Origin of the sequence: Pseudomonas sp. PA-5-4B, from assembly GCF_021606215.1 — a bacterium.
Lineage (GTDB): Bacteria > Pseudomonadota > Gammaproteobacteria > Pseudomonadales > Pseudomonadaceae > Aquipseudomonas > Aquipseudomonas edaphica.
The window spans coordinates 1-26,305 of sequence record NZ_WKDB01000080.1; the positions used below are offsets into that span (position 1 = coordinate 1).

Consider the following 26,305-nt stretch of genomic DNA (forward strand, 5'->3'; position numbering starts at 1 on the left):
GCTTTTGCACGTAGTCACTGCGGTAGTCGGCCTGGAAGGGCAACTGGCCGCCGAACTGTTGCTCGGTGTAGCGCTTGAACACCGGGAAATACAGCTCGTTCTTGAAGCTCAGCACCAAGGGTTTGTCATTGGCGATCAACTCGCCGCCCAGGGTCAGGATAAACAGGCCGATAAACAGCCACAGCGACCACCAGCCACGGCGGTTCTTCTTGAAGCGCTCGAAACGCCGACGGGCCACCGGAGACAGATTAAGCATCAGGCGTTCCTCGCGGCGAAGTCGATACGCGGGTCCACCAGGGTGTAGCAGAGGTCACCGATGAGTTTTATCAAGAGCCCGAACAGGGTGAAGATAAACAACGAGCCAAAGACCACCGGGTAGTCGCGGGATACGGCGGCTTCGTAGCTCATGCGGCCCAGGCCATCGAGGGAAAAGATCACTTCGATCAACAGGGAACCGGCAAAAAACACGCTGATAAATGCCTGGGGAATCCCCGAGATCACCAGCAGCATGGCGTTGCGAAACACATGGCCGTAGAGCACCCGGCGTTCACTCAAGCCCTTGGCACGGGCGGTGACCACGTATTGGCGCGTGATTTCATTCAGGAATGAGTTTTTGGTGAGGATGGTCAGCGTCGCGAACCCGCCGATCACCAACGAGGTGACGGGCAACACCAGGTGCCAGAAGTAGTCGGCAATTTTGCCGATTGTGCTGAGTTCGTCGAAGTTCTCCGAGACCAGCCCGCGCACCGGGAACCAGTTCAGCGAGGTGCCACCGGCGAACAGCACGATCAGGAACATCGCAAACAGGAAGGCCGGCATCGCATAGCCGATGACAATCGCGGTGCTGCTCCACACGTCAAAGCTGCTGCCGTGGCGCACGGCCTTGCGAATCCCCAAGGGGATCGACACCAGATAGGTGATCAAGGTGGCCCATAAACCGAGGGAAATGGTCACCGGCATTTTTTCCAGGATCAGGTCGATCACGCTTTTGCCGCGAAAGAAGCTGTTACCGAAATCCAGTTGGGCGTAGTTCTTGAGCATCAGCCACAGACGTTCCGGCGCGGGCTTGTCGAAGCCGTATTGCTTTTCGATGTCCTTGATCAATTTGGGGTCCAGGCCACGGCTGGCGCGCGAGCCGTTGACGGCTTCGCCACCACCACCGCCGATGCCGCCGCCACCGATGCCCTGCAGGTGGGCAATGGCTTGTTCAACCGGGCCGCCGGGCGCGGCCTGCACGATCACGAAATTGACCAGCAGGATGATCACCAGCGTGGGGATAATCAGCAGCAGGCGCCGCACGATATAGGCAAACATCAGCGCGTTCCTCCGCGTTTTTTCAACTCGGCGTTCATTTGCTCATTCGTCAGTGGTGTGGAGCTGATTTCCCACCAGGTTTCCAGCGCTTCGTCGTTCTTGGCCTCGATGGCTGGACGACCAAAGCGGTTCCACCACGCGGCCGAGGTGCCCGGTGGGTAGTAGTTGGGGATCCACAGGTAATTCCATTGCAGCACGCGGTCCAGGGCATGGGCATAGGTGAGCATCTGCGCCTGGGTGTTGGCTTTGACCAGCCCGCTGATCAGGGTATCGACGGCGGGGTCTTTGAGCACCATGTAGTTGTTCGCACCAGGGTCGTAGGCGGCCTGCGAGCCGAAGTAGTTGTACAGCTCCATGCCTGGCGACGTGGTGACCGGGAAGCCGATGACGATCATGTCGTAGTCGCGGGCCATGATGCGGTTGACGTACTGGGACGAGTCTATGCGGCGGATATTCAGGGTGATGCCGATCTGCGCCAGGTTGCGCTTGTACGGCAGCAACAGGCGCTCAAGGCCGGCCTGGGCATTGAGGAAGGTGAACTCCAGTGGCTCGCCGTCGGCGTTGACCAGCTTGTCGCCCTTGGGTGTCCAGCCGGCGGCTTCCAGCAGTGCCAGGGCTTGCAGCTGTTTGTCACGGATCATGCCGCTGCCGTCGGTGACCGGCGCCTTGAACACCTGGGTGAACACTTCGTCCGGCACCTGGCCGCGCAGTGGCTCAAGAATCGCCAGTTCCTCTGGGGTCGGCGGTTGGCTTGCAGCCAGCGGGCTGTTGGAGAAGAAGCTCTGCTGGCGGATGTACATATTGCGCATCATCTGCCGGTTGGCCCATTCGAAGTCCCACAGCATCGCCAGCGCCTGGCGCACGCGGCGGTCCTTGAACATCGGTTTTTGCACGTTGAACACGTAGCCCTGGGCCGGTTGCGGCATCTCCTTGGCCAAGTGCGCACGTTGCAGGCGGCCATCGTCGAGGGCCGGGCCGTTGTAGCCGATGGAGTAGCCCGTAGCGGAGAACTCGCGGTTGAAGTCATAGGCGCCGCCACGCAGCACCTGTCGGGCCACCTCGGTGTCGCCGAAGTACTCCAGGCTCAAGTGGTCGAAGTTGTACAGGCCCCGGCTGACGGGCAAGTCCTTGCCCCACCAGTCGGGGTCGCGGGTGAAAGTGATGGTGCTGCCGGAGTCGATTTTGCTGATTTTGTACGGGCCGCTGCCCAGCGGCGCTTCGTAGCCGCCACCGTTGGCGAAGTCGCGGGTTTTCCACCAATGCTCGGGGAATACCGGCAGGGTGGCGATATCCAGAGGCAGGGTGCGGTTTTCATTGCTGGAAAAGTCGAAGCGCACCTGGCGCTCGCCTTCGACTTCGACGTGTTTGACGTCGGCGAACAGGGTGCGAAAGCGCAGGCTGCCTTGGGTCATCAGCAGGTCGAAGCTGTAGCGTACATCTTCGGCGGTGATCGGCGTGCCATCGGCAAAGCGTGCCTTGGGGTTGAGGTAGAAGCGCAGCGACAGGCCGTCGTCGGCGCGTTCCATTTTTTCAGCGACCAGGCCGTAAACGGTGTAGGGCTCATCCAGGGAGCGCTGGGCCAGCGGGGCGTAGAGCCAGCCGTCGACCTGGGAGACGCCGATGCCTTTGTCTATGTACGGCAATACATGGTCGAAGCGCCCGATTTCGATGGCTGAGCGTCGCAGGCTGCCGCCTTTGGGCGCGTTGGGGTTGGCGTAGTCGAAATGGGTGAAGCCGGTGGGGTACTTGGCCGGTTCGCCGTAGACCGTGAGGTAGGTTTGCGGGGCCGCGATCACGGCGGTGCTGGCCAGTAGCAGGGCCAGGGTGGAGCTGAAGAGTTTTGTGGAAAAAACCAATCGCATTATCAGCCTTGAGCGCCGGGTGAACAGTAATAGGGATTTGTACGTTAACGGCTTATGGGTTGCCAGTCACTTGATGCACAACGGCCCACCAAAAGGCGGGCCGTTGTTTATAGCATCAGCGCGTACGGGATCAGTCCTGGCGGCTGGTGACTTCCAGCAGGTGGTAGCCGAACTGGGTTTTTACCGGGCCTTGCACGGTGTTGACGGGGGCGCTGAAGACAACGGTGTCGAATTCCTTGACCATCTGGCCTGGGCCGAACGAACCCAGGTTGCCACCGTCGCGGCTGGATGGGCAGCTGGAGTTGGCTTTGGCGATTTCTGCGAAATCGGCGCCGCCTTCGATCTGGGCCTTGAGTTCGTTGCACTTGTCTTCGGTGGAAACGAGGATGTGGCGGGCGGTGGCTTTGGCCATGGGGGTAACTCCTTGAAGTAAAAAGGGTGAGCCTACCGGATTCAGGTGGTTTTTTGTTGGCAAAGTTCCATCTTGTGGTGGGTTGGGTTGATTGAGTACATATCCGTTGCTGCGGTAACGGCCACTTAGGGTTCCGCCCTTACGGCGGGTCACTTTTGGCACGCCCTGCAAAAGTGACCCGCTGTAAGAGCGGAACCATAGGCCGCCGTTACCTAAATAACGGATATGTACACGATCAAACCACAACAGCAGGCACCAAAAACGCAGCTTCCAACAACTGCCGCGTATAAGCATGCTGCGGATCCGCAAAGATCCCCGCCGCGTCCCCCTGTTCCACCACCTGCCCATGCTTGACCACCATCAACTGGTGACTCAAGGCCTTCACCACCGCCAAATCATGGCTGATAAACAGGTACGTCAGGTTGTACTTGGCCTGCAGCCCCCGCAATAATTCCACCACTTGCCGCTGCACCGTGCGGTCCAGCGCGGACGTCGGTTCATCGAGCAGTATCAAGCGGGGCTTGAGCACCAAGGCACGGGCGATGGCGATGCGTTGACGTTGCCCGCCGGAAAACTCATGGGGGTAACGATGCCGCGACTCCGGGTCCAGGCCCACTTCCTTGAGCGCTGCAACAATCGCCAGTTCCTGCTCGGCCGGCGTGCCCATTTTGTGGATACGCAAGCCTTCGCCAACAATCTCGCTCACACACATTCGCGGGCTCAAGCTGCCGAACGGGTCTTGAAACCCCACCTGCATCCCCCGCCGTAGCGGGCGCACCTGTTGCTGAGTCAAGCGGTCAAGCTGCTGGCCTTCAAAGCGAATCCCGCCTTTGCTGGCAATCAAGCGCAAAATCGCCAGGCCCAGGGTGGACTTGCCCGAGCCGCTTTCACCGACGATGCCCAGCGTCTGGCCCTGGGGCAGGCTGAAGTTGATGCCGTCCACCGCCTTGACGTAATCGACGGTGTTGCGCAAAAAGCCCTTTTTGATCGGGAACCAGACCTTCAGGTCGTCGACTTCCAGGAGTGGCGGCCCGACCTCGTTACTGGCTGGCCCACCGCTGGGCTCCGCCGCCAGCAGTTCCTGGGTGTAAGGGTGCTGGGGCGACTGAAACAGCGTCTCGCAATCAGCCTGTTCAACGATGCAACCCTGCTGCATCACACACACACGATGGGCGATGCGCCGCACCAGGTTCAAGTCATGGCTGATCAGCAGCAATGCCATGCCCAGCCGGGCCTGCAGCTCTTTGAGCAGTTCCAGGATCTTCAATTGCACGGTGACGTCGAGGGCCGTGGTCGGTTCGTCGGCGATCAGCAGTTCGGGCTCGTTGGCCAGGGCCATGGCGATCATCACCCGCTGGCGCTGGCCGCCGGACAGTTCGTGGGGCAGGGCTTTGAGGCGCTTGTGCGGCTCGGGGATGCCCACCAGTTCAAGCAGTTCCAGGGTGCGCCGGGTCGCGACTTTACCGGTCAGGCCTTTGTGCAGGCCGAGCACTTCGTTGATCTGCTTCTCGATCGAATGCAGTGGGTTCAACGAGGTCATTGGCTCCTGGAAGATCATCGCAATGCGGTTGCCGCGAATATGCCGGATGGTTTTCTCTTTGAGGGTCAGCAGATCATGCCCGGAATAGCTGATGGTGCCGGCCGGGTGCCGCGCCAGCGGGTAGGGCAACAGGCGCAGGATCGAGTGGGCGGTCACCGATTTGCCCGAGCCACTTTCGCCGACCAGCGCCAGGGTTTCGCCGCGCTTGATATCGAAGCTGACATTGTTGACCACGCGATGGTGATGCTCGCCGGTGACGAACTCGACGCAGAGGTCGCGGACTTCGATCAGATTGTCCTGATTCATCTCATTTCCTCGGGTCGAAGGCATCGCGAGCGGACTCGCCGATAAACACCAGCAAACTCAACATGATCGCCAACACGGCAAACGCACTCATGCCCAGCCACGGCGCTTGCAGGTTGGATTTGCCCTGGGCCACCAGTTCGCCCAGGGACGGCGAACCGGCCGGCAGGCCGAAACCGAGAAAATCCAGGGCGGTGAGGGTGCCAATGGCACCGGTGAGGATGAACGGCATGAACGTCATGGTCGAGACCATGGCATTGGGCAGGATATGCCGGAACATGATCGCGCCGTTCTGCATGCCCAGCGCTCGGGCGGCACGCACATATTCCAGGTTGCGCCCGCGCAGGAACTCGGCGCGCACCACGTCCACCAGGCTCATCCACGAAAACAGCAACATGATGCCCAGCAGCCACCAGAAGTTGGGCTGCACAAAGCTGGCGAGGATGATCAGCAGGTACAGCACCGGCAAACCCGACCAGATCTCCAGGAAACGCTGGCCGGCCAGGTCGACCCAGCCGCCATAGAAGCCCTGCAAGGCGCCGGCGATGACGCCGATGATCGAGCTGAGCACGGTCAGCGTCAGGGCAAACAGCACCGACACACGAAAGCCGTAGATCACTCGCGCCAGCACATCGCGGCCCTGGTCGTCGGTGCCCAGCAGGTTCACCGAAGACGGCGGCGCTGGCGCGGGTACTTTCAGGTCGTAGTTGATGCTCTGGTAGCTGAACGGGATGGGCGCCCACAGCGTCCAGGCGTCCTTGGCCTTGAGCAGTTCCTGGATATACGGGCTTTTGTAGTTGGCCTCCAGCGGGAATTCGCCGCCAAACGTGGTCTCCGGGTAGCGTTTAAGCGCCGGGAAATACCAGCCACCGTCGTAATGGACTGCCAGCGGTTTATCGTTGGCGATCAACTCGGCGCCCAGGCTGAGCACGAACAGAATCAGGAACAGCCACAGCGACCACCAGCCACGTTTGTTGGCTTTGAAACGCTCGAACCGGCGGCGATTGAGGGGGGACAGGTTCATCTCAATGCTCCCGGCTGGCAAAGTCGATACGCGGATCGACCAGGGTGTAGGTGAGGTCGCCGATCAGCTTCACGATCAGCCCCAGCAAGGTGAAGATAAACAGCGTGCCGAACACCACCGGATAATCGCGGTTGATCGCCGCTTCAAAGCTCATCAGGCCCAGGCCATCGAGGGAAAAGATCACCTCGACCAACAGCGAACCGGTGAAGAAAATCCCGATAAATGCCGAGGGGAAACCGGCAATCACCAGCAGCATGGCATTACGAAACACATGGCCGTAGAGCACGCGGTGGTTGGTCAGGCCTTTGGCTTTGGCGGTGACCACGTACTGTTTGTTGATTTCGTCGAGGAAGCTGTTTTTGGTCAGCAGGGTCATGGTCGCGAAGTTGCCGATGACCAGCGCGGTGACGGGCAGGGCCAGGTGCCAGAAATAGTCGAGAATCTTGCCGCCTAAGCTTAGTTCTTCGAAGTTGTTGGAGGTCAGCCCGCGCAAGGGGAACCAGTCCAGGTAACTGCCGCCGGCAAACACCACGATCAGCAAAATCGCGAACAAAAACGCCGGGATGGCATAGCCGACGATGATTGCCGAGCTGGTCCACACGTCAAAGTGGCTGCCGTGCCGGGTAGCCTTGGCGATACCGAGCGGGATCGACACCAGGTACATGATCAGCGTGCTCCATAACCCGAGGGAGATGGACACCGGCATCTTTTCCTTGATCAGGTCGATGACCTTGGCGTCGCGAAAGAAGCTGTCGCCAAAATCCAGCCGTGCGTAGTTCTTGACCATGATCCACAAGCGTTCCGGCGCCGACTTGTCGAAGCCGTACATCTTTTCGATTTCCTTGATCAGCGCCGGGTCCAGGCCCTGGGCGCCGCGGTAGCTGGAGCCGGCCACCGAGACCTCGGCGCCGCCACCGGCAATGCGGCTGGTGGCGCCGTCGAACCCTTCGAGTTTGGCGATCATCTGCTCCACCGGGCCACCGGGGGCGGCCTGGATGATGATGAAGTTGATCAGCAGGATCCCGAACAGCGTGGGGATGATCAGCAACAGGCGGCGAACAATATAGGCCAGCATTTAATCGCCTCCGCTCGCCGGATCGGCGCTCTTGACAGTGTCGACGGCAGGTTTGACTTCAGGTTTGGCCCACCAGGTGGCCGTGCCGACGTCGTAGCGTGGCGGGACTTTGGGGTGACCCAAGTGATCCCAGTACGCCACGCGGTAAGTCTTGATGTGCCAGTTGGGGATCACGTAGTAGCCAAACTGCAAGACCCGATCCAGCGCCTTGGCGTGGTCGACCAGGCTTTGGCGCGAGTCGGCGTTGATCAGTTCTTCGACGAGTTGGTCGACCACCGGATCCTTGAGACCCATGTAGTTGCGGCTGCCGGATTTGTCGGCGGCGGCGGACGACCAGAATTCGCGCTGCTCGTTACCCGGCGAGGTGGACTGCGGGAAGCTGCCCACCAGCATGTCGAAGTCCCGCGAACGTAGGCGGTTGATGTACTGCGAAACGTCAACGCGGCGGATCACCAGGTTGATTCCGAGGTCGGCCAGGTTGCGCTTGAATGGCAGCAATACCCGCTCAAACTCGGTCTGGGCAAGCAGGAATTCGATGGTCACCGGTTTGCCGGTGGTGTCGACCATTTTGTCGTCGACGATCTTCCAGCCAGCCTCCTGCAACAGCTGGTAAGCCTCACGCTGCTGGGTGCGGATCATGCCGCTGCCGTCGGTCTTGGCCGGCTCGAAGGCTTGGGTGAAGACTTCGGCAGGGATCTTGTCGCGAAACGGCGCCAGGATGGCGGTTTCCGCCGGGCCGGGCAGGCCGGTGGCGGCCATTTCCGAGTTTTCGAAGTAGCTGCGGGTGCGGGTGTAGGCGCCATTGAACAGCTGTTTGTTGCTCCACTCGAAATCCAGCAGCAGGCTGATGGCCTTGCGTACCCGCACATCCTGGAACATCGGCTTGCGCGTATTGAACACAAACCCTTGCATGCCGGTGGGATTGCCGTTGGGAATTTCTTCCTTGATCAACCGACCCTGGGCCACGGCCGGAATGTTGTAGGCGTTGGCCCAGTTCTTGGCGCTGAACTCCAGCCAATAGTCGAACTGCCCGGCTTTCAAGGCTTCCAGGGCCACGGTGCTGTCACGGTAGTAGTCGGTGATGCGGTTGTCGAAGTTGTAGAAGCCCTGGGTTACCGGCAGGTCCTTGGCCCAGTAATCCTTGATCCGCTCATAGCGCACCATGCGCCCGGGTTTGACCTCGGCAACCTTGTACGGGCCACTGCCCAGCGGTATTTCCAGGTTGCCCTTGGCAAAGTCGCGCGTTGCCCACCAATGCTTGGGCAATACCGGCAGTTGGCCGAGGATCAACGGTAATTCACGGTTATTGGTGCGCTTGAACTTGAACAGCACACGCAGCGGGTCTTCGGCGACCACTTCGTCGACGTCGGCGTAGTAGTTGCGGTAGAGCGGCGAACCGTCCTTGATCAGCGCCTGGAAGGTGAACACCACGTCTTCGGCCCGGATCGGATGGCCATCATGGAAGCGCGCTTCGGGGCGCAGGTAGAAGCGCACCCAGCTGTTGTCCGGAGCCTTTTCGATCTTGCCGGCCACCAGGCCGTATTCGGTGACGGGCTCGTCCAGGCTTTGCATGGCCAGGGTGTCGTAGATCAGCGGCAGGTTGTCTGCGGGCACGCCCTTGCTGATGTAGGGGTTGAGGCTGTCGAAGCCGCCCATGCTCGATTCACGGAAGGTGCCGCCCTTGGGCGCGTCGGGGTTTACATAGTCGAAATGCTTGAAGTCGGCGGGGTACTTGGGTGGCTCGCTGTACAGGGTCAGCGCATGTTGCGGCGCGGCATTGGCTGCGCCGCACGCTAACAAGGCGCCAAACAGGGCGGTGCGCAAGGTCATCATTGGGCTTTCTCCGAAGCTTTCAGCCACCACGCGCTCAAACCCAGGCTATAGGGCGGCGTGGTGACAAAGGCGAACCGGTTGCGGTACGCCAAGCGATGATAGTTGAGGTACCAGTTGGGAATACTGTAGTGCTGCCACAGCAGCACCCGGTCGAGGGCGCGGCCGGCGGCCAATTGTTCTTCGCGGGTCTGCGCCGCCAGCAGTTGGTCGAGCAGGTGGTCTACCACCGGGTTGGCGATGCCGGCGTAGTTTTTGCTGCCCTTGATGGCCGCCTGGCTGGAGTGGAAGTACTGCCACTGCTCAAGGCCCGGGCTCAAGGTCTGGTTGAGGGTGATCAGGATCATGTCGTAGTCGAACTGATCCAGGCGCTGCTTGTATTGCGCCCGGTCAACCGTGCGCAGGCGCGCGTCGATGCCGATACTTTTGAGGTTTTCGACGTAGGGCTGCAGGATGCGTTCAAGGTTCGGGTTGACCAGCAGAATCTCGAAGCGCAGCGGTTGGCCCTTGCTGTCGAGCAGGCGCTGGTCTGAGAGTTTCCAGCCCGCTTCGCCGAGCAAGGCCAGGGCGCGGCGCAACGTCTCGCGCGGGATGCCGCGGCCGTCGGTCTGCGGCAGGCTGAAGGCTTGAGTGAACAGGTTGGGCGGCAACTGGTCGCGGTAGGGCGAGAGCATCAGCCATTCATGCCCCACTGGCACGCCGGTCGCAGAAAACTCACTGTTGGGGTAGTAACTGAGCGTGCGTTTATAGGCGCTGCTGAACAGGGTGCGGTTGGTCCATTCAAAATCGAACATCAACCCCAGGGCTTCACGCACTTTGGTCTGGCTGAAGATCGGCCGCCGCGTGTTCATGAACAAGCCCTGGCTCTGGGTCGGGATCTGGTGGGCGATCTGCGCCTTGATCACGTCGCCGCGGTTGACCGCGGGGAAGTTGTAGCCAGTGGCCCAGTTCTTGGCCTGGTGTTCGATATAGAGGTCGAATTCACCGGCCTTGAAGGCTTCGAAGGCCACGTCGCTGTCGCGGTAGAACTCCACTTCGACCTTGTCGTAGTTGTAGAACCCCTGGTTGACCGGCAGGTCTTTGCCCCAGTAATCCTTGACCCGCTCGAACACCAGCTGGCGGCCCGGGGTGACCTTGGTGATGCGATACGGCCCGCTGCCCAAAGGCGGCTCGAAGGTGGTGGCCTTGAAGTCGCGGTTCTTCCAGTAATGCTGGGGCAGAACCGGCAGTTCGCCCAGGCGCAGGATCAGCAGTGGGTTGCCGGCGCGTTTGAACACAAAACGGATGCGATGGCGGTTGAGAATGTCGACCCGCGCCACTTCCTGCAGGTTGGTGCGGTACTGCGGGTGGCCTTCGGTGAGCAGGGTGCGATAGGAAAATGCCACGTCATAAGCGGTGATCGGCTTGCCATCATGGAAGCGCGCTTCCGGGCGCAGGTTAAACACCACCCAACTGCGGTCCTCGCTGTACTCCACCGATTGGGCAATCAGCCCGTAGCTGGAGGTGGGCTCGTCACCGGACGGCGCGTACTGGCCGGTGCCGACCATCAGCGGCTCGTTCAGCTCGTTGACGCCGTATTGCAGGAAATTGGGCGTGGAAACCGGGCTGGTGCCCTTGAAGGTGTAGGGGTTGAGGGTGTCGAAGGTGCCAAATGCCATGACCCGCAATGTCCCGCCTTTGGGCGCTGCAGGGTTTACCCAGTCGAAGTGGGTGAATTTGGCCGGGTACTTGAGTGTGCCGAACTGCGTGTAACCGTGGCTCTCGGTAATCGTCGCGTTCGCAGCAAAGCTCAAGGCCAGACTTATTAGTAGAAGGAGGGGACGCTTCAAGTCAGAGATCCGATCCAGGCGGCTTGGGCTTTATGATCGGTACAGTAACAGCTTGTTCCGGTTGGAAAAAGGTCGCTGAAAACACTGGGGTCAGGGTTGGGAAGGTATCGGATTGGGTGAAGATCAAATGTGGGAGTTGGCTTGCCTGCGATAGTATCAACTCGGTGTGCCTGACACACCGAGGTGTTTGCATCGCAGGCAAGCCAGCTCCCACACAAGCCAGTCCCCACGGGACTTTATCTAGGCCCGGAAACCACCAGCATCTGGCCTGGCTTGAGTGCCTGGCCAGTACGCGGGTTCCAACGCTTGAGATGTTGCATCTCGACGTTGAAGCGCTTGGCGACGATGTACAGCGAGTCACCTTTCTTGACCTTGTACTGCACCGGTTTCTTGCTGCTGGCCACCAGTTTGCGGGTGTCCTGCATCACCAGGGTCTGGCCGACCTTTAGGGCCTGGCCATTGAGTTTGTTCCAGCGCTGCAGGTCATGTACATCGACCTTGTTCGCCTTGGCGATCAGCGTGAGGTTGTCGCCACTGCGGACCTTGTAGTTGCGGGTACGCCCGGCCACCCGTGTGCTCTCAACTTCGTCGAACACCTGCTTTTTCGGGCGCATCGCCAGCAATTCTTCGGGCTTCATCGTCGAAAGGGTGCTGGTGAGCAACTGCGCCTTGGAGCTTGGCACGAGCAAATGCTGCGGGCCGTCCAGGGTGGTGCGTTGTTTCAGGGCCGGGTTGAGCTGGAACAGTTCGTCTTCGTCGATCTCGGCCAGCGCGGCAACCCGGGACAGGTCCATGCTTTGCTTGACTTCAACCACTTCGAAGTACGGCGTGTTGGCAATCGGGCTCAGGTTGACGCCATAGGCCTCGGGGGCCAGCACCACTTGGGACAGCGCCAGGAACTTGGGCACGTAGTCCTTGGTTTCCTGGGGCAGGGGCAGGTTCCAGTAGTCGGTGGGCAGGCCGAGCTTTTCGTTGCGCTCGATGGCCCGGCTGACCGTGCCTTCGCCGGCGTTGTAGGCCGCCAGGGCCAGCAGCCAGTCGCCGTTGAACATGTCATGCAGACGCGTCAGATAGTCCAGGGCGGCGGTGGTGGAGGCGGTGATATCGCGGCGGCCGTCGTAGGCGCGGGTCTGGCGCAGGTTGAAGTAGCGCCCGGTGGAGGGGATGAACTGCCACAGGCCGACCGCATCGCTGCGCGAATAGGCCATCGGGTTGTAGGCACTTTCGATCACTGGCAGCAGCGCCAGCTCCAGGGGCATGTTGCGTTCTTCAAGGCGTTCGACGATGTAATGAATGTAGAGGCTGCCGCGTTCTCCGGCGTTCTCTAAAAAGGACGGGTTGCTGGCGAACCACAAGCGTTGTTGCTCGATGCGCGGGTTCACACCCAGGCCGTCCTGCAATTGAAAGCCCCGGCGCATGCGTTCCCAGACATCCTGGGGCACTTCGGGGCTAGGCTTCTCTGAGAGCCAAATAGGTTTTTGCTTGATCTTGGCAGCAAGATTGGGTTTGGGTTGCACGGTGGATTGTGCAGCGAAATTGGTCGATTGGCAGCCCGCCAGAGTCGCGGAAACGGCCACCGCCACGGCTTGAGCCAGGCGGGTCAATGCGTCTGAAGAAATGGATTTACGAATAGATGACGACATTGGCTGGAAGTAAGTTCCGGGCAAAAATGTCGGGCGATTCTAGAAAGCGCTTTGGTTCCGGTCAACCATTCAGAAATTCCGTATCAGATTGCATCCGCTTAGAACTTATCTTTCCAAGCCCTCAAGCTAGCAAACACCTCGGCCCCAGTGCGGTTGTCGCGACCGTTCCGTTCGTCCGCTTTTTGTTTAACGGATGTTTCGGCGGTACGCAGGAAAGGGTTAGTACGTTTTTCCAGGGCCAGGTTGGAGGGAAGTGTCATTTCACCACGGGCGCGCAATTGCTTGACGGTCTCGACGCGTTCGGCGATATCGGCATTGTCCGGTTCCACGGCGTGGGCAAATTTGAGGTTACTTTGCGTGTACTCATGGGTGCAGTACACCAGCGTGTCGGCGGGCAGGGCGGCCAGGCGCGCTAGCGAGGCGTGCATTTGTTCCGGGGTGCCTTCGAACAGGCGCCCGCAGCCGGCGGCAAACAGGGTATCGCCACAAAACAGCACGCCCTGGTGGTAATAGGCGATATGGCCGAGGGTGTGGCCGGGCACGCTATAAACGTCGAAGTCCCAGCCGAGCGCGTTGATGCGCGCGTTATCGTGCAGGGCCACGTCCCGCGCCGGGATCTTTTCGTTCGCCGGGCCGTAAACCTTGGCGCCGGTTTCATGTTTGAGCCGTTCGACGCCGCCGACATGATCATGGTGGTGGTGGGTGATCAGGATGTCGCTGAGCCTGTACCCAGGGTTTTGCTTGAGCCAGGCCAGCACCGGCGCGGCATCGCCGGGGTCGACCACGGCGCAGCGTAGGGTATCAGGGTCTTGTAACAACCAGATGTAGTTATCGGTGAAGGCGGGCAGGGCACTGATCTGTATCATTCTTCGATTCGCCAAGCTGAACACTTTGGTGCATCTTAGAACGTCTAGGCGAATTGGAGAATGCAATGACTGATAAAGCGTTCGCCCAGGCCGATCCTGAATGGCTGGCCCTGATCAGCGCAGCCCGTGATTGGCTGTCCGGGCCGATCGGGCAATTTTTGCTGGACGAAGAGCGGCGCATGCTCGAAGACGAGCTGGGCCGGTTCTTTGGTGGCTACCTGGTGCACTACGGCCCGTCGGCCCAGACGCCGCCCGCTGCGCCGCAGGTGCAACGCAATGTGCGCCTGGGCGCGCCGTTGCCTGGGGTCGAGATTGTGTGCGAGGAACAGGCCTGGCCGCTGAGCGAACATGCCGCCGATGTAGTGGTGCTGCAGCACGGCCTGGATTTCTGCCTGTCGCCCCACGGTTTGCTGCGCGAGGCCGCCAGCAGCGTGCGCCCAGGTGGCCATTTGCTGATCATCGGCATCAACCCCTGGAGCAGTTGGGGCCTGCGCCATGTGTTCGCCCATGACGGCCTGCGCCAGGCGCGCTGCATCGCGCCGTCGCGGGTGGGCGACTGGTTGAACCTGCTGGGCTTCGCGCTGGAGAAACGCCGCTTCGGGTGCTATCGTCCGCCGCTTGCGTCTGCCAAGTGGCAAGGACGGCTGGCCGGCTGGGAGCGCCGGGCGGGTGCCTGGCAACTGTCGGGCGGTGGCTTCTATTTATTGGTCGCGCGCAAGATCGTGGTCGGGCTGCGGCCGGTGCGGCAGGTCGCGCGTCAGCCCATGGGCAAGCTGGTGCCGATGCCGATGGCCAAGGTCAACCGCAAGCAGAGCGAACCGTAACCCCTCTTTTTGATTGAAGACCGAGCAACTGATGACCGATACCGTAGAACTCTTCACCGATGGCGCCTGCAAGGGCAACCCTGGCCCCGGCGGATGGGGCGCGTTGCTGGTGTGCAAAGGTGTGGAGAAGGAACTGTGGGGCGGCGAAGCCAACACCACCAACAACCGCATGGAGCTGATGGGCGCCATTCGCGGCCTGGAAGAACTCAAGCGTCGCTGTGACGTGCTGTTGGTGACCGACTCGCAATACGTGATGAAGGGCATCAACGAGTGGATGGTCAACTGGAAGAAGCGCGGCTGGAAAACCGCGGCCAAAGAGCCGGTAAAGAATGCCGACCTGTGGCAACTCCTCGATGAGCAATGCAACCGCCATGACATCACCTGGAAATGGGTACGCGGCCACATCGGCCACCCGGGCAACGAGCGCGCCGATCAATTGGCCAACCGTGGCGTGGATGAAGTTCGGGGCTACAAACAGAGCTGAGCCGGCTGACGTGTTAACATCGCGCCCCTTGATTCACACCACACTGCACACCACCGTTGAGAGCTGAACCCTGATGGCCATCCGATCTGTTGTACTCGATACCGAAACCACCGGCATGCCGGTGACCGATGGTCACCGGATCATTGAAATCGGCTGTGTCGAATTGATGGGTCGCCGCCTCACCGGGCGTCACTTTCACGTCTACCTGCAACCGGATCGTGACAGTGACGAGGGCGCAATTGGCGTCCACGGTATTACGGATGAATTCCTCAAGGGCAAGCCGCGCTTTGCTGAAGTGGCTGACGAGTTTTTCGAGTTCATCAACGGCGCTCAACTGATCATCCATAACGCGGCGTTCGACGTCGGGTTCATCAATAACGAGTTTGCCTTGATGGGGCAGACCGAGCGTGCGGATATCTCCCAGCACTGCTCGATTCTCGATACCTTGATGATGGCCCGTGAGCGTCACCCCGGCCAGCGCAACAGCCTGGATGCGTTGTGCAAACGTTATGGGGTTGATAACTCTGGCCGTGAATTGCACGGCGCCTTGCTCGATTCCGAGATTCTCGCCGACGTTTACCTGACCATGACCGGCGGGCAGACCAGCCTGTCCCTGGCCGGTAATGCTTCCGATGGCAGCGGCTCGGCGGAAGGTTCGGGCAACCGTCCTTCGGAAATCCGCCGTTTGGCGGCGGATCGCAAGCCGACCACCATCATCCGTGCCAGCGAGCAGGATCTGGCTGAGCATGCGGCGCGCCTGGAAGCGATTGCCAAGTCGGCGGGCGCGCCGGCGTTGTGGTCGCAACTGACTCAGCAATAATCACGGCTGAACACGATTAAAAAATGTGGGAGCTGGCTTGCCTGTGTTGGCATCAACTCGGTGTGCCTGAAGTACCGAGGTGCCTGCATCGCAGGCAAGCCAGCTCCCACAGTAGATTTGCGTCGTCTGTAAAATCTTCATTCGCCACATCCCCTCCCAGCTTCTACCCTGAGTGCATAGCCCTCAGGACTCAAAGCACTCATGTACAAAGACCTGAAGTTCCCTGTTCTTATCGTGCACCGTGACATCAAGGCCGACACCGTTGCCGGTGATCGGGTCAGAGGCATCGCCAGGGAGTTGGAACAAGAGGGCTTCAGTATTTTTTCTGCGGTGGATTACGCCGAAGGCCGATTGGTGGCTTCTACCCATCATGGCCTGGCGTGCATGTTGATTGCCGCCGAGGGCGCTGGCGAAAACACCCACCTGCTGCAAAACATGGTCGAGCTGATTCGCCTGGCGCGGGTGAGGGCGCCCAACCTGCCGATCTTTGCCCTGGGCGAGCAGGTCACCCTGGAAAACGCGCCGGCCGATGCCATGAGCGAGCTCAACCAACTGCGCGGCATTCTGTACCTGTTCGAAGACACCGTGCCGTTTCTGGCCCGCCAAGTGGCTCGCGCTGCACGCGCCTACCTTGATGGCTTGTTGCCGCCGTTCTTCAAAGCGCTGGTGCAGCACACGGCCGACTCCAACTATTCCTGGCACACCCCCGGCCATGGCGGAGGTGTGGCTTATCGCAAAAGCCCGGTGGGGCAGGCGTTTCATCAATTCTTTGGCGAAAACACCCTGCGTTCGGACTTGTCCGTGTCGGTGCCGGAGCTGGGGTCATTGCTCGATCACACCGGGCCCTTGGCCGAAGCCGAAGCCCGCGCGGCGCGTAACTTTGGCGCCGATCACACGTTCTTTGTGATCAACGGCACCTCGACGGCCAACAAGATCGTCTGGCATTCCATGGTCGGGCGCGATGACTTGGTGTTGGTGGATCGAAACTGCCACAAGTCGGTGCTGCATTCGATCATCATGACCGGCGCGATCCCGCTGTACCTGTGCCCGGAGCGCAATGAACTGGGGATTATCGGCCCAATCCCCTTAAGCGAATTCAGCCCCGAGTCGATCCGCGCCAAAATTGAAGCCAGCCCCTTGACCCGTGGCCGGCCGGCGAAAGTGAAACTGGCGGTGGTCACCAACTCCACCTATGACGGCCTGTGCTACAACGCCGAACTGATCAAACAGCAACTGGGCAACAGTGTCGAGGTGTTGCACTTCGACGAGGCCTGGTACGCCTACGCGGCCTTTCACGAATTCTTTGCCGGGCGTTATGGCATGGGCACCTCGCGCACACCGGACAGCCCGCTGGTATTCACTACCCACTCGACCCACAAATTGCTCGCGGCCTTTAGCCAGGCGTCGATGATCCACGTGCAGGACGGTGGCGCGCGCCAGCTGGACCGCGACCGCTTCAACGAAGCCTTCATGATGCACATCTCCACTTCGCCGCAATACAGCATCATCGCCTCGCTGGATGTGGCTTCGGCGATGATGGAAGGCCCGGCCGGGCGCTCGCTGTTGCAGGAGATGTTCGACGAAGCCCTGAGCTTTCGCCGTGCCCTGGCCAACCTGCGCCAGCATATTGCTGCCGAAGACTGGTGGTTCTCCATCTGGCAACCACCGTCGGTGGCCGGCATCGACCGGGTCGCCACCGCGGATTGGCTGTTGCACCCGCAGGATGACTGGCATGGCTTTGGCGATGTGGCCGAAGACTATGTGTTGCTGGACCCGATCAAAGTCACCTTGGTGATGCCCGGCCTCAACGCCGGTGGCGCCTTGAGCGACTGCGGAATTCCCGCCGCAGTGGTCAGCAAATTCCTCTGGGAACGGGGGCTGGTGGTGGAAAAGACCGGTTTGTATTCCTTCCTGGTGTTGTTCTCCATGGGCATTACCAAAGGCAAATGGAGTACCTTGCTCACCGAATTGCTGGAGTTCAAGCGCAACTACGACGCCAATGCCAGCCTGGCCAGTTGTTTACCCTCGGTGTTCAAAGAAGGCCCGGCACGTTATCAAGGCCTGGGTTTGCGTGACCTGTGCGACCAATTGCATAGTTGTTACCGCAGCAACGCCACCGCCAAGCACCTCAAGCGGATGTACACCGTGTTGCCGGAAATTGCGATGAAACCGGCCGATGCCTACGACCAACTGGTCAGGGGTGAAGTCGAAGCCGTTTCCATTGACGCCTTGCCAGGACGCATCGCAGCCGTGATGCTGGTGCCTTATCCGCCGGGCATCCCGTTGATCATGCCGGGCGAGCGCTTTACTGAGTCGACACGCTCGATCATCGACTATCTGGCATTTGCCCGTACGTTCGATAGCAGTTTCCCCGGTTTTGTCGCCGATGTTCATGGGTTGCAACACGAAGATGACGGCAGTGGTCGTTGTTACACCGTCGATTGCATCAAGGGTTAAGGATGTTTATGCAAGCTGTAATGAACCCGAAGTATCCGGGGCTCAGCGTTCGGGTCGCCGACGAAGGCTTTGACGCCTACGTGTGGGGCAATGATTTCAGCTTTGAGGTCAGCGCCTATGGCGTACCGGAGATGGGCAAGCGCGTCGACCAATGGGCGCTGGAGCGCATTCTGCCGTACCGCAAGTGTTACGGCATCGACCCGGAAGAGTTCGCCAGTTTCCGCGATGCTCCCGACAGTGCGATTTTTATGGCGTACCTGGATGATCGCGCGGTGGGGCACATTGTGGTCAGCACCAACTGGAATGGTTTTGCCCATGTCGACGAGCTGGCGGTGGCCATGCCTGCACGGCGCCATGGTGTAGCCAAGGCATTGCTGGATGTGGCGCAGTTCTGGAGCCGCAAGAAGAACTTGCCGGGCATGATGCTCGAAACCCAGAACAATAACCTCGGCGCTTGCCGTTTGTATGAGCGCTGCGGGTATGTGATGGGTGGGATCGATCAATTGCGCTATCGCGGGATTGACCCGCAAACCCGCGAAGTGGCAATTTTCTGGTATCGGTTGTTCACGTCTGAGCGGCAGACGGCCTGAATGCCCTTGCCCCTGGCGTTCAGGCCGCGTTGAGGTGCGGCAGGCTAAGTCATGAATCGATCCACGAATGTTCGGCACCAATGGTAACCTGCAACTGGTCACGGAGTGAGCGGTAGTGCTTCTTGGCTTGCTCCAGACTCTGTTTTAGCCCATCCGGCTCACTCAGGCCTTTATTGGCGTAGTACTGGTGAATGTCGTCTTCCAGGCTGAACGGTATACCGGGCACCGCGCCGTGTTTGACCTGCTGCATTTTTTCTTTGCTCATTCCATCGAATCCCGCATCGTAAATGTCCGGTCGCTTGGACCTCAGTACATCGTCAAACAGGTTCGGGCCGACGGTCTCAAAGATCCTGCCTTCGTACTCCAGAAAATCTGAAGTGTAGGTGAGCCCGCCGTTGACCTCTCTGGAAAGTGTCGGGCGGTTGGCCGAAAAATACGCTTTGTTTTCAGTGAAGCGCCGGTTCATCTCGGCGATCATTTCGGTGACCACCGGGTTATCCGGTTGCGTGGCGAAGTTACTGGTGTTGTAGAAGGGTTTGTAGTCAGTGATTTTGTGAGCGACTGGTTTGCTGAGCAGCATATCCGAGTCGCCCGCGTTCAAACCGGCGGATCCCACCGCGCCTTTGATGGTGTCGTCGGTGTCGAGATAAATGCCACCATATTTATTCATCAACGGATAGCGAGCTACATCGGAAGTGGCGGCAAGGTTTTTTCCTTGGCCTCTGCGGAAGTAGGCGTACAGTTCGGTGTTCTTCAAGGGTTGGAAAAAGTCTTCTTCATGCAAATTCATGATGGTGACGCCGGGCGCATCCTTTTCCAGCTTGAGCTTGATGGTCTGCAGCAACTCTGGCGTGTCGGCGTCGACGTGCACAATGGATTTGAAACCGGGCATTTTTTCGGCGTTGGTCGCGATATTCTTGATCAGCTTGTCGGGTATTTCGCCGCCGGCCCAGAAGTAGTGAATGTTGGTTGGGATGGGCCTGATATTGCTGGACTTCTGCAAGATAGCCGGTGGGGTTGCATCGATAAACCTGAAGTTGTGCTCGGGGATCTTCTGGGCATTTTTATATTCCTCCAAGGGTCCCATCTGCCACTTGTTCTTTGCGCTTCTCCAGAAGTACTCGGTGGTGACGCCGTTGGCGTTACCCGAACCGGCCATCCAGGCACCCACCTTGGTATCAAAGGTGGTGACATAGTTCATGCCTCGGTAATTGATGGTGAAGGGGTATGAGGAACCCGTGGTTATTTTTACGTCGTCTACCGGTACGACGTAGGTGTTTTCATCGAGTTTCCAGGGTGACGGGGAGTTACCACCCAATAAGCGATTGGTAGTGGCGCGAGGCTCCCAGCCGGCGCTGCCCAGGTCCCGGACCACAATGTTGTCTCGGGCGGCACTGGGGTGTTGGATAACCCGCTGGCCATCCTTGATGGTGGACTGATAGAGCTTGCCGTTGACTTTTATATATTCTTTGTTGTTCGGGCCGACGTAGATATTCGCCTGCAAGCCTTTAACCTGCAGCAGGTCCGGGGAAACGATGGCCTCATATTCAAGCAGCGAGGTTCTATCAAAGACTATGACGCTCTCACCGGCCGCCGCCGCCGCAGGCTGGAAATCTTTCAACGGTGAACCGTAGGGACGCCCCTTGGCTGCATCGAAGGCATACCATTTACCGCCCTGGAACAACGCATCACCTTCCAGCATTTCACCAGCAACCCTGGAGGTGCCTATGGCAACCAAGCCATGCTGTGTGCTGGCGGCTTTGAGCACGTCGTAGTTGCCGCTGGCGCCCTTGAGGGTATTGAATACGCTCTTTCCCTTGGACCAGGTCCAGCGGCTGATACCTTTGAGCAAATCGCCCGCACCGCCCAACGGGTTGAGCGCGTCGATTGCGACGGTACCCAGAAACCGGGCGGTTCTTGCTGCACCCTTGAGGCCGGCCACGCCTTTGGCGAGGGCTTTACTCGCATGTGCTGCCTTGCCGGCGCCCAGAGTCACCAGACCGATCACGTCCATGCCAAGGTCAAGCAAACCCTCACCGATATTGCCCTGCGTGAAGTTAACAATCGCAGACCTGAACGGAATCATATTCAGGAAAAACTCCCCGATGGCCTTGTTGGCGGCACTGGTTTTGTCGTAAGACGTTGTTCCTCGGGCATGTTGCAGTAGCTCATCGCCCTGCAAGTCCATGCGTTTGGTGAGTATTTTGGCGATGTAGCGGGTGCGGTCTGAATCGAAGACCTGTGGTGTTACTGTGGTCGCCGGCTTTTCCTTGGCCTGCTCGGCATGCTCGTCTTCGAACGGGTTGAATCGTACGGTTCTATGCAGTGTGTTGGCGTCTCGATTATCGAGCCGGGTGTAGGGTGGCGAGTAAATGTGAGCCAGGTAATTGTGTTTGGAAATGGTCCCGGCGCGTGTATCGATGCGGTAAATATTGACCTGTCCTCCACGGGTGGTTTTCACATCCAGCGTATGGCCTTTTTGGATCAGGCTTTTGGTCGAGAAATCGAGGCCGATGAGGTAGCTGTCGGTATGAAAAAACTCGAGTTTTCCATCATCAAAGTTTTCTTTATCTTCGGGTGGCACCGTCGAAATCAGGTATTGGGTCATCCCCGAGTGGCCTTTTTCCAACTCTGCTATGGCCGATGTGTAGCGTTGGGTAAAGGTGTCTGCGACGGAAAGTTCGCCGCTATCGGAAAGCGCGCAAAATTGCTTGATGGGGATACGCTTGTCATTGGTGACCCAATGTTCGCTGTCATCATTATTGACTTTGTCGCCGTGCATGACGACATCGAGCATTGAATATGTTCCGGGGAAGCGACCGGGGCGTCCTTCGATCAGTCGGGCTTTCGTGAGGTTTTTCGCCTTGAAGACCTCATCGGATATGCCTGGAAATTTCTCCCTGAGCAGATCCATTCCCAGGTTTTCACGCATCGGGATGGGGGTTGCGAGTGCCCGGCTGATGTCTTGCAAGGTTTGCTGCTGGGCGCTAAAGGTACTTTGCACAGTGTGCATCTGCGTGTCGTCGGGCGTCGTGCCTGCATTCAAGTAGCCTTTGACTTCACCCCAATTGTGCAACGCTTCGCGATGGATATGCTGCGAGAGCGGTGTGCCGATGTCGATGCCCTCTGCGGCGGCGAGCACTTCGCTGTAGGTCATTGTGAGTGTGCGCCCCGGCGATTCAGCTTCCAGCTTGGCGGCGGCGATCGTCAACTGTGTCCAGGGAATGCTGCCGTAGGTCACGCTCGCCGGAATGTCCTTGACCAGGTATTCAGGGGCGCAGTGGGCCAACAACATGCGGGCCGCCAGTTGAGCCGATGCCGCAGAGGCTCGGCCTGTTGCCACCAGATGACGGCTCAAACCCTCGATGACGACCGTGGCCGGTCGGTACCAATGCTGGCGTTGCCCAAGATCAAAGCCGGCAACGCGGTTACGCGCCGGAGTGCCCACGGATTGGGGATTCAGCCCCAGATGAATCGCAGCCAACAAATAGTCATTGACGCTGGTGTTCGTTGCAATGCCGCCCAACCGGGTTTGAATGGCCTGGCCCAGCGCTTGCGCCTTGGCCGATCCCAGCAGCGTTTCTACTGCGCTGCTGGTGAATTTGAAATCATTGCTGGACAACTCGCACGCGGACAACAGATAGCCCAGCACGCCTTTTGGATCAGTCAGTGGCAGTTCCGGCAGCGTTGAGTCAGGAGCGTTCAGCAGGTCGATGATGGCTTGTTTGTCTTGCGCCGAGAGCGGGATCGGCCAGGACAGCGCGCCGCTGAAGTTGCCCAGGGGCGGGGTCTGAACGTGCTTTGTCGCTAGCTGATAAAGGGCCTGCAACGCGTTCAGGGTTTTGGGCAGGGGCAAATCGCTGCCGCTGAGGTATGTGCCCAATTTGACGATGCTGGTCGGCGCCAGATTGTGCTTTTGATAGTAGCTGGAGCCTTCACAGACCGGTATTGAGGCGCTATTCCAGTGCGACGTCAGCCGGCCTTCGAGCAGGCTTTGTTGCTCACTGGAAAGGGGGGGCGGGAAGGCGGCGTGCAGTTCTTCCAGGCTTGTGCGCAGTTTTGCCGCCAGGGTTTCCCAGTTACACCGATCGGCAAAAGCTTTTTTAAGCGCTGCCGGGTTGTCCAGGGTGCCAGGGGTTGCATCGTTGGCTGAGGCTTCAATCGAATTCGGTTGAGCGCTAGTTAACGCACCGGCGTCCTGCGGTGGGTTGAGACTGGCAGGGTTTTGAAGGGCTCGATCAGTAAGGACAGAATGGAGGGTAGTCATAGAAAACGCTTCCTTGTTTAGAGTATGTCGTCCAGTGGAAAGCACTCGGCTGTGCTTTCTGCTTCTGTGAGTGCGACGCTTCTAGAACAAGGTTCCAGCGGGAGTTTTTAGAATTTATGTCGGTGAAAGCGCACTAGATGGTGCGCAGGGCGGGGTCAGGTGGATGCAGTAACGGTCAGCAAGGTTTCGGCCTTGTCGGCGACGATTTCCAACAGTGCATTCAACGCCGGAGCAGGTTCAGATTCCTTCAACGTCAATGCGTAAAGGACCACAGGCATCGGCGGCGATAACGGGCACGCATCCAGCCCAGCTTCCCGCGCGCCGAAGGCGGTAAACGGGTCGACAATCGCCAGACCCGCTCCGGCCTCCACCATGCTGCGCATCATCTGGTAGGTCTGCACCCGTGTCTGCACCAACGGCAGTGGGCGCAGGGCTTGCAGTTTTGCGTCCAGCAGACGACTTAGCGGGTCGTGACCTTCCAGCCCGATCATTGACTGCCCGGCCAGGTCCTGCAGTGCAATGTACTTTTGCTTGGGTTTGAGCCAGCCATGGGGCGCGAGCAGTTGCAGCTTGCCTTGGGCCAGTACGGTGCTTTGGATTTGTGGGTGCTGCGGATCATGCAGGCTCAGGCCCACGTCGGCTTCGCGCAGCAGCAGGCTCCTGACGATCTCCCGGGTCGGTTGGCTCGACAGGGTGCACGGTGTGTCCTGAAAGCGCCGGCGCAGCATAGCCAGGCTTTGCGGCAACAATTGGTTAGCCAAGGGCTGCGTGCACAAGGCGCGCAAGGGCGGGGCGTGATGATGTTTGAGGCGCCCGGCCAGGCGTTGCAACGGCTCCAGCGCTTCATAGAGGTGGGCGATTTCAGCCTGCAGCTCAAGGGTTTCGCGCGTCGCTTGCAAGCGCCCGCGCACACTGGCGAACAGCATGAAGCCCAATTGCTGCTCAGCGTCCTTGAGGGTTGCGTCCACATCGCCCACGGGGAGTTGCAACCATTCGGCGGCGGTGCCGAGATGTCCGGTCTGCAAGATGGCCTGAATCACTTCGATATGACGTAAACGCATCGCCGGAGTCTATGTTCAGTGCGATGGGGTTTCAATGCCTGGGTAAAAAAGAGCACAGGCATGGGTGAGTGTTGGCTACCGTTAGTGGGTATGTCACTGTCACGGGCAGGGTATACAACGAGTGTATCAATCGAGGGAAAGGGGAGCCTCAACATGCCATCAAGTCGCTTAAGCGGAAAAATACTCACCCAGCGCGGCTTCACGCGCTGGGCGGTGCTGGTGGTGCTGGTCATTATTGGCTTGTTGGCCTTGGCGCTGGGGCCGCGCTTGTTTGGGGATGTAACGCTGACGGAAATCGCCACTGCCAAGGCGCAGGTGGCTGAGCTGGGCAAGGCTGTCGAGCAGTTCCATCAGGATACCGGCCGCTATCCTACGGATGAGGAGGGCCTGGAGGTGCTGACCGTGCAACCTGCGGTATCAGCCAATGGGAAAGGACCCTACGTCAAGGATGAGTTATTGACCGACCCTTGGGGCATTGCCTATCAGTACCACTACCCGGCGACCCAGCCCAACACCCCCTTCGACCTGTTTTCATTCGGCAAGGACCGAACCCTGGGCGGCGTCGGCGATAACAAGGATATTACCTACGGCGACCACTGAATCACCTGGCATTCCCCATCGACCTGATTAGAATGACGCATCTGATCATCAACGACCAATGCCGCTCACCCGGCACTTAAAACAACAACAGGTCTGGTCTCACATGCCTCTACCCTCGACGTTTTTCGGGGTAAGGGCCAAACAGCTGCTGGTCTTGGTGACCATTGGCTGCGTGGCTGCTTATCTCCTCAATAATCAAGACGAACGCACCCCGGAAAACCACGCCCTTGAGGCGTTTATCCGTTCCCAGGAACAGGTGAGCGAGCAGGTGGGGGCTGTGCTGGAGATTGCGCTGGTCAGGCAGGTGGTGGCGTATCCCGCTTACGGCACGCCGGGCTACAAGCGTTCGCTGTATGCCGTTGAAGGGGAGCGGGGGCGGTTGCTGGTAACGCTCAAGCAGCTGGACGGTGAGCAGGACGTGGAGGTAACGCAGATGCGCCGGCCGTGATCCCCCGGCCCAGTCAACGCCAGTAATGGCCAGGACTGAGCAGGTCGATAAGGCGGGATCTTATGATGCGAGGGTGGTTTGCGATTCGCGGACGATAATAGTCCCCGACTGGATTAATTTGAATTCATCGCCTTCCAATTTTTCTACACGGTCGCCAATGGCCAGCTTGTAGGTGGTGGTAGGCGTCGAGCCAGCCTGGCTGTCCTGCGCCGGGTTGGATTCCTGGAACTCATGCACCGAATACACGCGTCCTTCCGCGTCTCTGGCATGGAACTGTCCGACAAGTACTGCAGCCATCTGTTTAGAACCTCTGGAGATAAACACTCGATTTGCGGTTCTGTAGACCGTCATGGAGCGGGGTAGTTTACCTATGGGAAAAAAATACTATTCGTTGATGTTTTCAGACGCTTCCTACGCTGGTGAGTGCGTGGCAAACAGCTTCGGGATTATCAAAACCCGCTGGTTAACGCGTCACGAAGGCTCTATAACTAAAGGCTCCTTTAGTCAGATGTCGGGAAAACCTCAATGAGCAAGGTCTATACGATTGCCGTCCTGGTTGGCAGCCTTAGAAAAGAGTCGATCAACCGTAAGGTCGCGTTGGCATTGGCCGAACTGGCCCCTGCCAACCTCAAGTTGAACATTGTGGAAATTGGCGATTTGCCGCTCTACAACGAAGACATCGACGGTACTGCGCCGCCCGCAGCCTACAGTACTTTCCGTCAGCAAGTACGCTCATCCGACGCGGTGTTGTTTGTGACCCCGGAATACAACCGCTCCGTGCCGGCCCCGTTGAAGAATGCCATTGACGTTGGGTCTCGTCCTTATGGGCAAAGTGTCTATGGGGGTAAGCCTGGGGCGATCATCAGTGTGTCGCCGGGGGCTATTGGTGGGTTTGGGGCGAACCATCATTTGCGTCAGTCGCTGGTGTTTCTGGATGTACCTTGCATGCAGCAGCCCGAAGCGTACCTGGGCGGGGCGGGGAGCGTGTTTGATGAGGCGGGTAAGGTGTCGGAGAAGGCCAGGCCGTTTTTGCAGGCTTTTATTGATGGGTATGGT

21 protein-coding genes and 1 pseudogene are annotated in these 26,305 nt (G+C 59.2%); 8 read left to right on the top strand and 14 right to left on the bottom strand.

Features of this window, described 5'->3' with window-relative positions:
- The 11 genes and pseudogenes from GIW28_RS26715 to gloB all read right to left on the bottom strand — a co-directional run.
- Positions 1 to 256, bottom strand: a pseudogene (locus GIW28_RS26715) (ABC transporter permease); the annotation flags it as partial.
- Positions 256 to 1,314: a microcin C ABC transporter permease YejB gene (locus tag GIW28_RS26720; protein WP_138453618.1), complete on the bottom strand. Its 1,059-nt coding sequence runs from the start codon at positions 1,312 to 1,314 to the stop codon at positions 256 to 258. The pseudogene GIW28_RS26715 and the gene GIW28_RS26720, both read right to left, overlap by 1 nt.
- Positions 1,314 to 3,176, bottom strand: a complete 1,863-nt coding sequence (locus GIW28_RS26725; protein ID WP_169987663.1) for an extracellular solute-binding protein — start codon at positions 3,174 to 3,176, stop codon at positions 1,314 to 1,316. Before GIW28_RS26725 ends, GIW28_RS26720 begins: the two co-directional genes overlap by 1 nt.
- Positions 3,177 to 3,306: 130 nt before the next feature.
- Positions 3,307 to 3,588 (bottom strand): peptidylprolyl isomerase, encoded by a 282-nt coding sequence (locus GIW28_RS26730; protein ID WP_010210937.1) that lies wholly within the window; start codon positions 3,586 to 3,588, stop codon positions 3,307 to 3,309.
- A 235-nt stretch (positions 3,589 to 3,823) separates the two neighbouring features.
- Positions 3,824 to 5,434, bottom strand: a complete 1,611-nt coding sequence (locus GIW28_RS26735; RefSeq protein WP_236490435.1) for an ABC transporter ATP-binding protein — start codon at positions 5,432 to 5,434, stop codon at positions 3,824 to 3,826.
- 1 nt (position 5,435) lies between these two features.
- The gene (locus tag GIW28_RS26740) at positions 5,436 to 6,455 is read right to left on the bottom strand and encodes an ABC transporter permease (protein ID WP_012723835.1); all 1,020 of its coding nucleotides are present in this window, start codon (positions 6,453 to 6,455) and stop codon (positions 5,436 to 5,438) included.
- Between the two features lies 1 nt (position 6,456).
- Positions 6,457 to 7,530 (bottom strand): microcin C ABC transporter permease YejB, encoded by a 1,074-nt coding sequence (locus tag GIW28_RS26745; protein ID WP_017136937.1) that lies wholly within the window; start codon positions 7,528 to 7,530, stop codon positions 6,457 to 6,459.
- A complete protein-coding gene (locus GIW28_RS26750; protein WP_236448047.1) occupies positions 7,531 to 9,363 on the bottom strand; it encodes an extracellular solute-binding protein in 1,833 nt (610 codons plus the stop codon).
- Positions 9,360 to 11,189, bottom strand: a complete 1,830-nt coding sequence (locus tag GIW28_RS26755; RefSeq protein WP_017136935.1) for an extracellular solute-binding protein — start codon at positions 11,187 to 11,189, stop codon at positions 9,360 to 9,362. The genes GIW28_RS26750 and GIW28_RS26755 overlap by 4 nt, the downstream gene beginning before the upstream one ends.
- 236 nt (positions 11,190 to 11,425) lie before the next feature.
- The gene (locus tag GIW28_RS26760) at positions 11,426 to 12,832 is read right to left on the bottom strand and encodes a transglycosylase SLT domain-containing protein (RefSeq protein ID WP_056859491.1); all 1,407 of its coding nucleotides are present in this window, start codon (positions 12,830 to 12,832) and stop codon (positions 11,426 to 11,428) included.
- A gap of 98 nt (positions 12,833 to 12,930) precedes the next feature.
- Complete coding sequence (gloB, locus tag GIW28_RS26765) at positions 12,931 to 13,698, bottom strand: hydroxyacylglutathione hydrolase (protein WP_236447093.1); 768 nt, start codon at positions 13,696 to 13,698, stop codon at positions 12,931 to 12,933.
- 65 nt (positions 13,699 to 13,763) lie between these two features.
- On the opposite strand from gloB, the gene GIW28_RS26770 reads away from it, so the two are divergent.
- From GIW28_RS26770 to GIW28_RS26790, 5 genes are all read left to right on the top strand, one after another.
- The gene (locus GIW28_RS26770; protein ID WP_017136933.1) at positions 13,764 to 14,522 is read left to right on the top strand and encodes a class I SAM-dependent methyltransferase; all 759 of its coding nucleotides are present in this window, start codon (positions 13,764 to 13,766) and stop codon (positions 14,520 to 14,522) included.
- Positions 14,523 to 14,553: 31 nt separating this feature from the next.
- Positions 14,554 to 15,006 carry a ribonuclease HI gene (gene rnhA / locus GIW28_RS26775; protein WP_017136932.1) on the top strand — a complete coding sequence of 151 codons (453 nt, stop codon included), beginning with the start codon at positions 14,554 to 14,556 and terminating at the stop codon, positions 15,004 to 15,006.
- A 79-nt stretch (positions 15,007 to 15,085) separates the two neighbouring features.
- Complete coding sequence (gene dnaQ / locus GIW28_RS26780; protein ID WP_169987818.1) at positions 15,086 to 15,826, top strand: DNA polymerase III subunit epsilon; 741 nt, start codon at positions 15,086 to 15,088, stop codon at positions 15,824 to 15,826.
- Positions 15,827 to 16,027: 201 nt separating this feature from the next.
- Entirely contained in the window at positions 16,028 to 18,283 is a 2,256-nt protein-coding gene (locus tag GIW28_RS26785) for an Orn/Lys/Arg decarboxylase N-terminal domain-containing protein (RefSeq protein ID WP_170040260.1), read from the top strand.
- 8 nt (positions 18,284 to 18,291) lie between these two features.
- A complete protein-coding gene (locus GIW28_RS26790) occupies positions 18,292 to 18,873 on the top strand; it encodes a GNAT family N-acetyltransferase (protein WP_026013697.1) in 582 nt (193 codons plus the stop codon).
- A 49-nt stretch (positions 18,874 to 18,922) separates the two neighbouring features.
- Here GIW28_RS26790 and GIW28_RS26795 read toward each other — a convergent pair whose 3' ends face one another.
- Together GIW28_RS26795 and GIW28_RS26800 are read right to left on the bottom strand one after the other, a co-directional pair.
- Entirely contained in the window at positions 18,923 to 23,140 is a 4,218-nt protein-coding gene (locus GIW28_RS26795; RefSeq protein ID WP_236447095.1) for a glycosyltransferase family 32 protein, read from the bottom strand.
- A 155-nt stretch (positions 23,141 to 23,295) separates the two neighbouring features.
- Entirely contained in the window at positions 23,296 to 24,201 is a 906-nt protein-coding gene (locus tag GIW28_RS26800; RefSeq protein ID WP_099549128.1) for a LysR substrate-binding domain-containing protein, read from the bottom strand.
- Positions 24,202 to 24,354: 153 nt separating this feature from the next.
- Between GIW28_RS26800 and gspG the strand changes: the two genes are divergently transcribed.
- Positions 24,355 to 24,801, top strand: a complete 447-nt coding sequence (gene gspG / locus GIW28_RS26805) for a type II secretion system major pseudopilin GspG (RefSeq protein WP_099549127.1) — start codon at positions 24,355 to 24,357, stop codon at positions 24,799 to 24,801.
- A gap of 103 nt (positions 24,802 to 24,904) precedes the next feature.
- A complete protein-coding gene (locus GIW28_RS26810) occupies positions 24,905 to 25,249 on the top strand; it encodes a hypothetical protein (protein ID WP_026013696.1) in 345 nt (114 codons plus the stop codon).
- Positions 25,250 to 25,309: 60 nt separating this feature from the next.
- Here GIW28_RS26810 and GIW28_RS26815 read toward each other — a convergent pair whose 3' ends face one another.
- Complete coding sequence (locus GIW28_RS26815; protein WP_017136925.1) at positions 25,310 to 25,546, bottom strand: hypothetical protein; 237 nt, start codon at positions 25,544 to 25,546, stop codon at positions 25,310 to 25,312.
- Between the two features lie 228 nt (positions 25,547 to 25,774).
- Here GIW28_RS26815 and GIW28_RS26820 point away from each other — a divergent pair.
- On the top strand, positions 25,775 to 26,305 hold a 531-nt coding region (locus GIW28_RS26820), incomplete at its 3' end, for an NADPH-dependent FMN reductase (RefSeq protein ID WP_236490436.1).